10 protein-coding genes and 2 riboswitches are annotated in these 13,650 nt (G+C 48.1%); of the genes, 5 read left to right on the top strand and 5 right to left on the bottom strand.

Translation table 11 applies throughout. The features are described 5' to 3' along the window. Positions 1-95: 95 nt before the first annotated feature. Genes gcvPB through gcvT form a run of 3 tightly spaced genes read right to left on the bottom strand, consistent with a single transcriptional unit; the run spans position 96 to position 4,167 of the window. The gene (gcvPB, locus tag RS891_RS24845; protein ID WP_315793507.1) at positions 96-1,682 is read right to left on the bottom strand and encodes an aminomethyl-transferring glycine dehydrogenase subunit GcvPB; all 1,587 of its coding nucleotides are present in this window, start codon (positions 1,680-1,682) and stop codon (positions 96-98) included. After that, positions 1,679-3,034, bottom strand: coding sequence for an aminomethyl-transferring glycine dehydrogenase subunit GcvPA (gene gcvPA, locus RS891_RS24840; protein ID WP_315793506.1), 1,356 nt, complete (start codon positions 3,032-3,034; stop codon positions 1,679-1,681). The genes gcvPB and gcvPA overlap by 4 nt, the downstream gene beginning before the upstream one ends. Then, entirely contained in the window at positions 3,031-4,167 is a 1,137-nt protein-coding gene (gcvT, locus tag RS891_RS24835) for a glycine cleavage system aminomethyltransferase GcvT (RefSeq protein ID WP_315793505.1), read from the bottom strand. The genes gcvPA and gcvT overlap by 4 nt, the downstream gene beginning before the upstream one ends. A 196-nt stretch (positions 4,168-4,363) precedes the next feature. Then, positions 4,364-4,464: riboswitch (glycine riboswitch) on the bottom strand. 3 nt (positions 4,465-4,467) lie between these two features. Then, positions 4,468-4,589, bottom strand: a riboswitch (glycine riboswitch). A gap of 347 nt (positions 4,590-4,936) precedes the next feature. Here gcvT and gcvH point away from each other — a divergent pair. The 5 genes from gcvH to RS891_RS24810 all read left to right on the top strand — a co-directional run bounded on the left by gcvH (position 4,937) and on the right by RS891_RS24810 (position 11,043). Further along, on the top strand, positions 4,937-5,326 hold the full coding sequence (gcvH, locus tag RS891_RS24830) for a glycine cleavage system protein GcvH (RefSeq protein ID WP_113053467.1): 390 nt from the start codon (positions 4,937-4,939) through the stop codon (positions 5,324-5,326). A 566-nt stretch (positions 5,327-5,892) separates the two neighbouring features. Beyond that, positions 5,893-7,359, top strand: a complete 1,467-nt coding sequence (locus RS891_RS24825; RefSeq protein ID WP_315793504.1) for a PTS mannitol transporter subunit IIBC — start codon at positions 5,893-5,895, stop codon at positions 7,357-7,359. Beyond that, positions 7,359-9,458: a BglG family transcription antiterminator gene (locus RS891_RS24820; protein ID WP_397386863.1), complete on the top strand. Its 2,100-nt coding sequence runs from the start codon at positions 7,359-7,361 to the stop codon at positions 9,456-9,458. Before RS891_RS24825 ends, RS891_RS24820 begins: the two co-directional genes overlap by 1 nt. A gap of 2 nt (positions 9,459-9,460) precedes the next feature. After that, on the top strand, positions 9,461-9,895 hold the full coding sequence (locus RS891_RS24815) for a PTS mannitol transporter subunit IIA (RefSeq protein WP_024633110.1): 435 nt from the start codon (positions 9,461-9,463) through the stop codon (positions 9,893-9,895). Next, positions 9,892-11,043, top strand: coding sequence for a mannitol-1-phosphate 5-dehydrogenase (locus RS891_RS24810; RefSeq protein ID WP_315793502.1), 1,152 nt, complete (start codon positions 9,892-9,894; stop codon positions 11,041-11,043). The genes RS891_RS24815 and RS891_RS24810 overlap by 4 nt, the downstream gene beginning before the upstream one ends. A 52-nt stretch (positions 11,044-11,095) precedes the next feature. Here the strand turns inward: RS891_RS24810 and RS891_RS24805 are convergent, their stop codons facing one another. After that, positions 11,096-11,344: a cysteine-rich CWC family protein gene (locus RS891_RS24805; protein WP_315793501.1), complete on the bottom strand. Its 249-nt coding sequence runs from the start codon at positions 11,342-11,344 to the stop codon at positions 11,096-11,098. Positions 11,345-11,437: 93 nt separating this feature from the next. Beyond that, on the bottom strand, positions 11,438-13,447 hold the full coding sequence (locus tag RS891_RS24800) for an endonuclease MutS2 (protein ID WP_315793500.1): 2,010 nt from the start codon (positions 13,445-13,447) through the stop codon (positions 11,438-11,440). Between the last annotated feature and the right edge of the window lie 203 nt (positions 13,448-13,650).

Here is a 13,650-nt window from a genome sequence, read left to right as displayed (position 1 = left end):
TGTTTTCATTGTAAAGATCGTGTCCAATTCCGGGATCATCACTTAGTTCGGATGTCGTGCAGGCATAATTATATGCAAATTTACTAGGTTAGATTTTAACTACAAGCACAGTTCAGTACAGGTTTACGGGCTGCCGTTGTTTCATCCAAACGGGTAACCGGCGTGCCATAAGGGGCATTGAGTACCAATTCTGGGGTCTCCTCTGCTTCCTTGGCAATGCGAATCATCGTATCAATGAATCCATCAAGTGTTTCTTTGCTTTCGGTTTCCGTTGGTTCGATCATGATGCATTCCTCAACGTTCAGCGGGAAGTACACGGTTGGCGGGTGATATCCAAAATCAAGCAATCGTTTGGCAACATCCAGCGTGCGTACACCATACTGCTTTAAGCCTCGGCCAGACATCACAAATTCATGTTTACACACGCCTGGATACGGAATTTCGTAGTAAGGTGCGAGACGGGCCATCATGTAGTTGGCGTTGAGCACCGCACATTCAGATACCCGGCGTAAGCCTTCAGGTCCATAAGTACGAATGTAGGCATAGGCACGGACCAAAATACCGAAGTTACCATAGTAAGCTTTGACCCGGCCAATGGATTGATCGCCTTCGCGATCCAATGCATATATGCCCTCATCATTTTTGATAACCATCGGTTTTGGCAGAAACGGAATCAAGCGGCTCTTTACGCCAACCGGGCCGGCACCAGGTCCACCCCCGCCGTGCGGAGTGCTCATTGTTTTATGCAAATTGAGATGCACAACATCGAAGCCCATATCTCCAGGCCGGGTGATGCCCATAATGGCATTGGAGTTGGCTCCATCGTAATACAGCAAGCCACCTGCCTGGTGCACAATGGAGGCAATCTCCTGAATGTCTTTCTCAAAAAGTCCAAGTGTGTTTGGATTAGTCAGCATCAGCGCTGCGGTATCCGAACCAACAGCTGCGCGAAGTGCATCCAGATCTACCAGACCATCTGCGCGGGAAGGAATCGTTACCGTTTCAAAACCTGCTACGGTTGCACTTGCCGGGTTGGTCCCGTGAGAAGAGTCCGGTACGATAACTTTCGTGCGCTGTTCACCACGACCTTCGTGGTAGGCACGGATCATCATGAGCCCGGTCCATTCGCCATGTGCACCAGCGGCCGGTTGCAGCGTAACGGCATCCATGCCGGTTAGTCCGGCAAGGTCATTTTGCAACGTGTAGAGCAGTTCAAGTGCACCTTGAATGCTGGATTCATGCTGATATGGATGAATTTTGGCGAACCCGTTGTAACGGGCGACATCCTCATTAATCTTCGGATTATATTTCATCGTGCAAGAGCCCAGCGGATAGAATCCGTTATCGACCCCGAAATTACGGCGGGACAGGGCAGTGTAGTGGCGAATGACGTCCACTTCAAAAACTTCGGGTAGTGCTGCTGCTTCCGACCGAAGCATTTCCCGGGGAATCAGGGAATCTACAGCTTGACGGGGAACGTCGCATTCAGGCAAGGAGTAAGCGACCCGACCCGGACTGCTGAGTTCAAAAATCAACGATTGCTCGGGTGCTTGAGAGGCGGCTTGAGCAGTAACTGTTGTGACAGTATCAGGTTGGCCAGATGTGGAGGTAGAGGTTACCGTTTCCGATTGTCCTTGTGCTGATGTCGTCGTTGTCTTTGTTGTTGTTGTTTCCTGAGTCACAGCGATCCCTCCAATACATGTGCGAATTCGTCGATCTCTTCCTTGCTGCGCCGTTCAGTAACCGCAATCAGCATATGTCCGGCGAGCTCAGGATAATCACGTCCAAGCTCATAACCACCAATGAAACCTGCATTGAGCAATTTCAGTTGCAGTGAATCCACATTTGTTCTTTCAGGTAGTTGAATAACAAACTCATTGAAAGTTGGTGCGGTAAACGTAAGAGAGACGCCTGGAATTGCGGTAAGCGTATTAAGGGCATAACGGCTCTTTTGCAAATTCAGATCAGCGACGTCGATCATGCCTTGTTTACCCATAATAGACATATAGACAGAGGCGCTCAGAGCGAGTAAAGCCTGATTGGAACAGATGTTGGACGTCGCCTTTTCACGGCGGATATGCTGTTCCCGTGCTTGCAGCGTGAGTACAAAACCACGCTTGCCGTTGCGGTCCGTTGTCTGGCCTACAATTCGGCCAGGAATCCGGCGCATATGAGCCTGGGATACAGCGAAGTATCCGCATGTTGGGCCGCCGAGTGAAGCGGCGATACCAAGGGGCTGTGCATCTCCAACAACGATGTCAGCACCCAGCTTGCCTGGGGCTTCCAGCAGACCCAGCGATAGCGGGTTGGCGCTGACCACGAGCAGGCTTTTGTGCGCATGCGCAAGGTCTGCGGCCTGTTTTACATTTTCCACGGCGCCGAAGAAGTTCGGGCTCTGGATCATGACGGCTGCAGTGTCATCGGACACAGCGGCTTGCAGGGCATCCCAGTCTGTTACTCCATTTTGATATCCAATCTCAACAATCTCCAGATTGAGGCCGTGAGCATAAGCTTGCAATACCTGACGGGATTCAGGGTGCACGGTACGTGACACAATCAGTTGTTTGCGGCGGGTAGCCGCTGCGGCCAAATTACCTGCTTCCGCAAATGCAGTTGCACCATCGTACATGCTGGCATTGGCTACAGCCATGCCTGTCAACTCACAGATGTAGGATTGAAACTCGAAAATCGCCTGCAATTCTCCTTGGCTGATCTCGGGTTGATAAGGTGTATAGGCTGTATAGAACTCGGAACGGGAGATGACATGATTAATGACGGAAGGAACGTGGTGATCATAAATGCCCGCACCCAGGAAACTGGCGTGTGTCTCGAAGTTGGCATTCGCTGCCGCTTGTTTCGACATGTGACGTGTCAGTGCATATTCATCGAGTTTGGAGGAAACAGGCAGTTCACCCTGATAGCGAATCTCCTGTGGAATGTCATGGAACAGATCCTCAATTGTTTCCACGCCGATGGTTGCCAACATGGCACTCTGATCCTGCTCGGTCATGGGGATGTAGCGATGCTTGCTCATGCTTGATCAGCTCCTTGAGTAGGTGTCTTTGGCGCACGTGTCCGTTTATGAAAAGGGGTCTTTACGACCTCGGCTTTTAGTTTCTTGCCACGAATCTCAATCTCCAGCGGGGTACCCAGTGCAGCATATTTGCTGTCGATCAAGGCCAGCCCCAGATTGCGTTTCAATGTAGGCGATTGGGTGCCTGTGGTCACTTCACCAATCTGCACGCCTTCGGCGTAAATCGGATAATGGGGGCGGGGAATGCCGCGCTCCAGTACTTCAATGCCGACCAGCTTACGGGCAGGCCCATCATTTTTTTGCTGCAACAAGGCTTCATGTCCGATAAACGGTCCTGCATTTAACTTCACAAACATGCCAACGCCAGCCTCCAGCGGCGAGATGGTTGCAGATAATTCCTGTCCATACAGGGGCAGCTTGGCTTCGAAGCGCAGCGTATCCCGGGCACCCAGTCCTGTCGGAACGAGTCCGTGACCTTCTCCCGCTTGCATTAATCCGTTCCATACTGCAGCAGCCTGATCCGCAGGAACGTAGAGCTCAAAGCCGTCTTCACCCGTATATCCGGTGCGGGATAACAGCAATGTAACGCCGCATACCTTCGCATTTGCCACAAAGCGGAAAGGCTCAATCGATGACACATCGGTGTCTGTCACCGTTCGGAGAATATCCACTGCCAGCGGACCTTGCAGAGCAAGCAGCGCCGTTTGATCCGAATCATTGGTCATCGTTACGCCTGGCGTCATGTGCTGTTGCAGCCATGCCCAGTCCTTGTCGATGTTGGAGGCGTTAACCACCAGCATATAATGCTGGTCTTTCAGTTTATAGATCAGCAGATCATCGACCACACCACCATCCGGATAACACATTAACGTGTATTGGGCCTGACCGGGAACGAGTGTTGTTACATCATTGGTGGTCATGTGCTGTAAAAAAGCTTCTGCGTGTTCACCTTGGACGGTGAATTCGCCCATGTGGGATACATCAAATAATCCGGCACGTTCTCGCACCGCTTCATGCTCTTTCTGAATTCCACTGAATTGTACCGGGAGCTCCCAGCCACCAAAATCAATACATCGTACCCCTTCATATTGCTGATAGAGTGGAAAGAGTGGGGTTCTAAGCAAATCGGACATCCAATCACCTCGTCATGGGCCGTCAATGGGCCGAGTGTATAACCATGGATCAATGAAACTGGCATCATATTTTATTATAAAAGTAAGGTAAGGACGCTATAGGCAGCGCCGCTCTATAACCTGTTTTCGTTTTTTGGGAAAAAGGAAAAGGACAGGCCAAAGAATCGGCATGCCAGAAGCACGCTGTATTCTTAGGCTCTGTCCTTGGTACCTGAGAGTTACCCCGCCGCATGATGCAGCAGGTTTCCCCTTGGGTGATCATAACGCCCACACACGGCGATTAGATGCTCTCCAGAGTTGCGTCCCGTAAAAGTCCTTTTGCCTGAGAGATTCACCTCCGCTTGTCGGTGGTTTACTCCTTCGGCGTTACCGCATGTACACCCTGATTCGGTGTCAAGGGTAATCTCTCCCTTTACATTCATCCGCGGGTATTGCATAGACCAATTAAACACATTTACTACTCTCATTAAAGCCTGAATCGTCTAGTGATGTCAAGAACGATATCATAGAAATCAATAAAAAATCCGAATGATATTTTTGGTTCGCTTCATAACGTTCGTCTATTTATAAAGAGTGCGCTTACTTTTCTAATATTCACCATTATATGTAGAGAGGGTCCATTTGAGTTACAGGCATATAAGGAAGAAAAATAAATAAATTGTGAGGTATCTTGACATTTGGATTGAAAATATCATACGCTATGTTCTGGGAAAAAGGTTAAGGTCAAAGAAACGCATGCACTCATTAATGAAAAGCGAGGCGGATATCGATGAGCGAATTGAAAAGTGATTTCCTGTACAGTGAAGAGCACGAATGGGTGCAAACCGTAGGGGAGGATACCGTACGTATTGGTATTACCGAGTTCGCGCAGCATCAGCTGGGTGACATTGTGTTTGTGGAATTGCCTGACCTTGAATCGGATGTAAAAGCGGAAGAGGGCATTGGAACGATTGAATCCGTCAAAACCGTTTCGGATTTGTTTTCTCCTGTCAGTGGAACGATTATTGCTGTGAATGACGCATTGCAGGATTCACCGGAGCTGGTTAACAACTCTCCATATGAGGAAGGCTGGATGATCGAGATTCGTGTTGAGGGCGACTTGACAGCAGCACTTTCCACATTGATGAACGCGGATGCGTATCGTAAACATACGGAATAATATTAAAGCTGCAAATTTCGGCTAGATACGAAGTTTCAGCTTAATGTAAACGTCCGTTTTACTTGATAAAAATGAATTAATTGATTATAGACCCGAATGGTGATAGTACTCATTCGGAGATACTTAGGCGCAATTGCCTCATCTGAATCAGGATGAGGCAATTGCGCTTTTTTTTCGTTGTTACTCGCCGAATTAGATGAAATAAATATCAATCTAACATGTTAATCATCATTTCTAAATGAGGTAGAACCGGCTTGACAAAATAGAATAAATTTACATTTGCATTTGTCATTAAAATGGGGCAATTCGTGGGTATGATACATGAAAGGGAATAACAGGTTTCGTTCCATATACAGGTTTAAATATGGAACAATCCTTTAAATTTAAATCTTGTCATCAACGTTCATGACGGAAGTAGGTTTTCATTTCGTTGTAGAAGATACCGTTTTCATTTACGATATGGTTGTAAATTAAGATTTATTGCAGATTTGTACCTTCGTTCGTCTGGATCATCGTTGTCAAAATTCAGTGGAATCAAGGTTTAATATGTTGAGGAGGTTTTCAGTATGAGTTCAGTGGACGCAAAGTCCGAAAAAAGCGGAGGAATACGGGTCGGCGTTCAGAAGTTTGGACGTTTCCTAAGTGGTATGGTTATGCCGAACATGGGTGCATTTATCGCCTGGGGTTTAATTACGGCATTGTTCATTCCAAAAGGATGGTTCCCTAACGCAGATTTTGCATTATTGGTTGATCCAATGATCAAATATTTGCTGCCTTTGCTTATCGGTTACACCGGCGGTACCATGGTACACGGCCAACGTGGTGGTGTAGTCGGTGCGATCATGACCATCGGGGTTATTGTCGGCAGTGACATTCCAATGTTTCTTGGCGCCATGATAGCCGGGCCGTTGGGAGCCTGGGTCATTAAGAAATTTGACAAGGCTGTCGATGGCAAAATCAAATCAGGGTTTGAGATGCTGGTTAACAACTTCTCCGCTGGAATTATTGGTGGGATTTTGGCCCTTCTGGCCCTTAAAGGCATCGGGCCTTTCGTTGAAGCGATTAGCAAGGTGTTATCAGCTGGGGTAGAAGCTTTGATGAATGCTGGTCTTCTTCCCCTGGTCAACCTGATCATTGAGCCAGGAAAAGTATTATTCCTGAACAATGCGATCAACCACGGGATTCTGACACCAATTGGTACGGATCAAGCAAGAGAACTGGGCCAATCTGTATTATTCATGCTTGAATCCAATCCAGGACCTGGACTCGGCATTTTGCTGGCATACTGCTTCTTCGGTCGCGGATCAGCCAAATCTTCCGCTCCAGGTGCTGTAATCATCCATTTCTTTGGCGGGATTCACGAGATTTATTTCCCTTACATTCTGATGAGACCGATACTGATTCTGGCTGCGATGGCTGGTGGGGTAGCAGGTACATTGACCTTCATGCTGACTGGAGCTGGTTTGGTATCCGCACCGTCACCGGGAAGTATCATTGCCTACTCATTGTTAACACCTAAGGGTGGATACCTTGGCATGTTTGCAGGGGTAGCCGTAGCTGCGATCATCTCGTTCCTCGTAGCATCTGTGCTGCTCAAAACAGGTAAAAAGAAGGACGACGAAGATCTGGACAGTGCTTCCAACCGCATGAAAGATATGAAAAATCAGGGCAAAACGGGCAACCTCACCGTTGATAAAGACAATCGTGAAGCTGACCGTGCAGCCGATATTGCTTCTTCGGCAGTGAAAACGGATATCAATAAAATTGTATTCTCCTGTGATGCAGGTATGGGTTCGAGTGCCATGGGTGCCTCGATTCTGCGGAAGAAAATGAAGGCAGCCGGTGTGGATGTCGCTGTAACCAACACGGCGATCAGTGAGATTCCACAAGATGCCGACATCGTCATCACACAGAAAACATTGACAGACCGGGCCAAATCCGTGGCTCCTAATGCAGAGCATATTTCCATCGATAACTTCCTGAAGAGTCCTGAATATGAGGCACTGGTGGAGCGCCTCAAATCCGACTCCTGATGAGTAATATTACAAGGAGACAGCGTGAGATCGTGGAGTTCCTGCTGGAGCATCCTCATGAGGTAACTGCTGGCGATATAGCTGTTGCGGTCAAAGTAAGCACTCGTACCGTACATCGAGAGTTGCAGATGATTGAACAATGGCTTGAGCCCCTTGGCATGAGATTGGAAAAAAAATCAGGAACCGGGGTTCGAATTGATCCCGGTTCCGATGATTTGGCCGTATTGCGTCAACAACTTGAGCTTAACGAATATGTGGAGTTTACGCCCGAAGAGCGTAAACTCTTCATGCTTTGTATTTTGCTGAATGAATCCGAGCCTGTGAAGCTGCTTGCGTTAGCCTCAGATCTGAAGGTTACCGTGTCTACGGCAAGCAATGATCTGGACGATCTGGAGCCACGCATTCATCTGGCAGGATTGAAGTTGGTTCGCAGGCGCGGATATGGGGTCAAGATCAACGGAAGCGAGCTGGCTCATCGCATGGCTATTTCCGCGCTCGCTCTTGAATATCTGGATGAATCCGATTTGTTCGGTAGACAAGCGGACCAAGGAGTTTCCAAAGTAAGCAGCAAGCTTCTGGAAATGATAGGGCATGAGGATGTACTTACGATCGAAAATGCATTATGGCAGCCGGATATTGAGTGGTTGGAAAATATACCGGAGCGTCAATACATGAAGCTGCTGATTCAATTATCTGTAGCCGTTGTGCGGATTCGCAAAGGCTTTGGCATAGGTCGGTGCACTCAACAGGACAAAAAAGACGTTGGAATGCCTTTGCAAGACGAGCGGAAAGTACCGGAATATTTAGCCTCCCGTTTGTGCGGTGTTCTATCTGCCCAGCTTGGACTGGAGTTTGTGAGCGAGGAGCAGGCTTATTTTCACAGGCTGCTGATTGAAATCGAGCACTCGATTCATTCCTCGCGTCTGCTGCCCGTAGACGATCTGGTCTTACTTGACATGGTTCGTTCCCTCACAGATCGGATGCAGCAGAAAACTCATTATTCGTTCCATGAGGATCGTCTGCTCCGTGAAGGTCTGATTGCCCATATGGAGCCAGTACTGGAACGAATGGATGAGCGGCAGCTCATCCGTAATCCGCTGCTTCAACAGATCCGCAAGGATTATGAATCACTCTTTGAGGATGTAAAGCAAGCAGTTCGAGAGGCTTGGCCCAATACGGATGTTCCGGATGAGGAGATCGGATTTTTGGTGATGCACTTCGGTGCTTCCATTGAACGACTGCGGGTGCTGAAACGTGAAATCAGGGCTGTCGTCGTCTGTACGAGTGGGATCGGATCTTCACGGATGTTATCGAGCCGTCTGTCCAAGGAAATTCCCGAGATTCGGATTGTGGACAGTGTGTCCTGGTATGAAGCCGCACGTATACCGAAGGCGGAATATGATCTGGTTCTCTCTACTGTGGATCTGCCAATGGATAAACATCAATACTACAAGGTGAGCCCACTGCTGACGGCAGAAGAAAGCGAACGTTTAAGGCACTTCATCAGGACAACCACGCTTCAGCGGGAACATAGTCCCCCAACTGAGGCAGATTCAAGGACAACAGGACGAATTTCCGATCCGGTTGGACTGGAAGCTACCCTGATTGAAATCGTACAGATTATCGGCAAGTTTCAGGTGTTCCCGCTGGATAATCGGGAGATCGGATTTTTGGAAACGGCCTATGCGATGTGCAGTGTTTTACATCAATCGGGTGTGTTAAATAATCCTAAAGAGATTGCCAGGCTGCTGGAGGAGCGTGAAGCGGTTGGAAGTCAGAAAATTCCCGGGACTTCCCTCGCTCTGTTTCATACACGCAGTGATGGCATTCACAGTCCTTCAATCACGTTGTTCCAGTTGACAGAGCCGCTTCTGCGTACGCCGGAAGACCCGACAGGTGTCAGCCATGTGCTCTTGATGCTAGGACCTAGACAGTTATCGAAGGAAAGTTTGGAGGTACTGAGTGAGATCAGTGCACTATTGTTGCAAGAAGAAATGATCACATTACTTGAAAAAGGCAACCGGGATGATCTTATTCATTACTTGTCCCAAGAACTTGCGGGATTTTACCGCAGTAAAACCGAAATTGGAGGTATTTAAACATGAGTGTGTTAACTAAAGATAAAGTCATCATGAATGCAACGGCTCAGGACAAATACGAAGCGATTCGTATGGCAGGTCAAATTTTGAAAGACGCGGGACATATCACTGCTGAATACATTGACAAAATGCTGGAGCGTGAAGAGATTGTTTCCACGTATGTCGGCAACGGACTTGCGATTCCACACGGCACGAAGGAATCCAAATCATTCATTTTGTCCACAGGTATATCGGTCATTCAGTTCCCGCAAGGTGTTGATTTTGGCGAAGAGAAGGCGTATATGGTCATTGGTATCGCTGCTCAGGGCGGAGAACATATGGAGATCCTCACCAGCATCGCAGTCATCTGCGCCGAGGAAGAGAACATGGAAGCTTTGCGTCATGCTCAAACCGCTGAAGAAGTCATCACTATTTTGGAAAGTGAAATGGAACTATGAAGGCCCTTCACTTTGGAGCAGGTAATATTGGACGTGGCTTTATCGGTTTGATTTTGTCCCGTGCAGGCTACAATGTCGTTTTCTCGGACGTTAACCAGGAGCTGGTTAAGGCTCTGGAGCAGCGTGGAGAATACAAGGTTGAACTGGCTAACGAGGCCAAGGACCTGGAGACAGTTACCGGTGTGAGTGCAATCGATGGAACCAATCTGGATACTGTTGCTCAGAACGTTGCAGAAGCTGAACTGATCACAACCGCAGTGGGTGTGAACATTCTGAAACATATTGCTCCGGGTATTGCCAAAGGACTTACATCCAGACTTGGAACAGGTGATGTCTTCCAGCCCCTTCACATTATTGCTTGTGAAAATGCAATTGGTGCCAGCACTCAGTTAAAAGAACATGTATATGGTCTGCTTGATGAACGTACTCGCCTGCTTGCGGATCAGTATGTGTATTTCCCGGACTCTGCCGTGGATCGGATTGTGCCGATTCAGCATCATGAAGATCCATTGCATGTACAGGTAGAGCCTTTCTATGAATGGGTTGTGGACCGTTCACAGATGGCTCCTGCGTTCAAACCGGTTGAGGGTGTAATGTATGTTGATGATCTGGAGCCTTATATCGAACGGAAGCTGTTTACCGTAAATACCGGACACTGTATTGCCGCTTATATTGGATATGTGAACGGGTTTGATACAATTCAGAAGGCTATTGCTGATGAAAAAGTCAAATCCATCGTATATGGTGCCTTGCAGGAAACCGGAGCAGTTCTGGTGAAGCGTTTTGGATTCAATGCCGACGATCATCAGTTGTACATTGCCAAAATATTGGAACGGTTCGTTAACCCACATCTGACAGATGAGGTAACTCGTGTAGGACGTTCTCCACTGCGGAAACTATCCCCGAATGACCGTCTGGTTCGCCCGGCTCTCCAGGCTTACGAGTACGGAACGGAGACAACACATTTGGCAATGGGTATGGCCGCTGCCTGCAAGTTTGACATTTCCGAAGACCCGGAAGCCGTAGAACTCCAGACTACGATCAAGCAAAAAGGAATTGAAGCAGCACTCAGCCAGTATACGTCCATGGATGAGAGTCATCCTGTATTGAAGCAGGCTGTAGCGCATTATCAACAAATGCAGAAGTAACGGTCTGTATTTCAATACAAAATCATATCGATAGAAGAAGAGCCTCACAGGGTTAACTGTGGGGCTCTTTATTTTGATCTGTCTTCTTTTTATACGTATCCAGACACGCCTCACAGATGCAAGACTTCCTTCGCTGTTCTGCCGGAATGGGGTCAAATACCCCTTCTGGGAACACAGCCCGGTTACACCAGCATTCTGAATGAGGACGGCCAGCGGCATAGGAGCAGCCATTGGGCTCCCCGCACAAAGGACATATGAGAACTTCTGGAGTGACTTTCTTTGTATCCTGCTCAACAGACATATGAGTCTTCCTTCCCCAATGAATTTCTAACCACGAACGATCGATAAGGTTTATTAAAGTATAGCAACTCAACCTATTATATCAATCCTGTGGTTATTCTTCAGGGGGCAATTCAATCTTCAGTCCTTCCACATGCTTGCGATTCATCAGTTTGCGTTTTTTGCGGTTCTCTTTGGTCTCCAGCACAATGTCGAGATCATAGTCACCCGGATACAGTTCATCTGCGGAGATGTGCAGAGTTAGACGCTTCTTGTGAATTTTGACTTTGCGTCCACGCAGCATGACTCCGATATTTCCGCGACTGTCCTCCACATCACATACGATGCCTGATTGGTTCAGATAAGCTGCATAGACGCGATCCCCTTTTCGGAATACTTTGGCAGGGGTGGTGGGTTCTACTGATTCAGACCGATCAGCAGAGTGCTTTCTTGTTCCGGTTTGTACGGACGGGCTGACAGGTTTCATCTTGTTCTTTGTTTTATTCAAGTGTTCATGTTCCGCCGTGCTGTTTATTTGCGTTGACGACGAATTTACGTTAGGCACGGATGGAGTGAAGCTGGAAGAGACACTTTGCGGGACACCCTGATCTGAAATGAGTTTGGAGCGCTCAATAATACGCTGTGGCATACCCAATTTCAGTGCGATGGAATAGGCATAACTATCCCCGGCTTCTCCGATCCGCAATCGATAAAGAGGTTGAAGAGAGACCGTATCGAATTCCATTCGGGCATTCTCAAATCCAGGCGTACCTGCTGCAAAATGTTTGATTTCCCCAAAATGGGTTGTGGCGATAACGGTAGCTCCGCGGCTGTGCAGCTCCTCCAGCATGGCGATGGAGAGCCCCACTCCCTCACCGGGATCGGTACCGGAGGCCATCTCGTCAATAAGCACAAGTGTCGATGAATTGGCTTGCTCCAGGATGCCAATCATGTTACGAATATGTGCAGAAAAGGTACTGAGTGCTTGCTCCAGGCTCTGTCCATCACCGATATCCACAGCGACTTCATGATATACGGCCATCTCGCCATCTTCAGCGACAGGCACAAGCAGACCGGATTGCATCATCAAGGTGAGCAGACCCAATGTTTTGAGTGCAACCGTTTTGCCACCCGTATTCGGCCCTGTAATGATTAGTGAGGAATACGTCTGACCAATTGCAAAATCAAGCGGAACCATGGATGAACCCATAAACGGATGGCGGGCATGATGAAGCAGAACCCGTCCATTGGCATTGACACGTACAGTCCGTCCGTCCATGGTGGCTGCATATTTCGCTTTGGCGAACAGGAAATCCAGAATTCCTACCGTTTCGGTGTTTAGTGAGATTTCTCGGTTATAAGACTCTGCAAGGGAGGTTAAGTCACCGAGGATTTTCATCTCCTCCCGTGATTCCTCGGCTTGGAGTGAAGCCAGCTCCATTTGCAGACCTACTAATTCAGCAGGCTCAATATATACGGTTTGGCCACTTCCCGATTCATCCAGCACACTGCCTTTAACATGTTTGCGGAATTCTTTCTTGATGGGCAGGACAGTTCTTCCGCCACGTTGACTGATCACATTTTCCTGCATGATGGAGCGGTGTTTGCTTATAAGAGAATCCAGCTTGCGCTTCATGCGTTCCTCATTCACAGTCATTTTTTTACGAATACGTATCAGTTCCTTGCTCGCCTGATCCTGAATGCGTCCACTATGGATGCAGCGTTCAATCTCGCTCAGCAAGGCTTCCATCCATATCATGGATGAAGCGTAGCGACTAACTGTCGGGGCCACTTCGGATTTGCCCTCCATGTATTTCATAAGCTGCGCGCAGCTGCGAAGAAATTGGGCGAGATGGCTGAAATCACGTTCCGTGAATAAATAACCGGTGCCCAGCAGATCCATGATGGTCTCCATGCCATCCAGTGAAGGAATGGGCACACTGGCGCCGTTACGAATCAAAGCAGCGGCTTCAGCGGTCTCTTCCAGACGCATTTGGATCAGAGGAGCGTCTACCATTGGCTTCATGTCTCTTGCATAACGTTTGCCCAAATAGGATAGGGCACAGGCGGCAACATTTTTTTGAATTTGGGGATAACCCAGACTGGTTAAAGTTTTTTCATTCATGCTTGATCTCTCCTTGGATATAAAATGGAATTTCGGTTAAAGCGATGGAACATATTCCCGGAAAACGCAAAAAGGGCGGAGAATGAACAAACGTCATTCTCCGCCCTTAACGTAAGGGAAAGTAAGGCCCGTTATAGGTCTATACAAAAAAAATCCACGCTGAACACAGCGCGGAAATAGACCCGGACAAGTACAATCCCGGA

It is taken from the genome of Paenibacillus sp. BIC5C1 (assembly GCF_032399705.1).
Taxonomy (GTDB): Bacteria; Bacillota; Bacilli; order Paenibacillales; family Paenibacillaceae; genus Paenibacillus; species Paenibacillus taichungensis_A.
The sequence above is the reverse complement of the archived record's forward strand: the minus strand, read 5'-3'. Positions and strand labels throughout refer to the sequence as shown.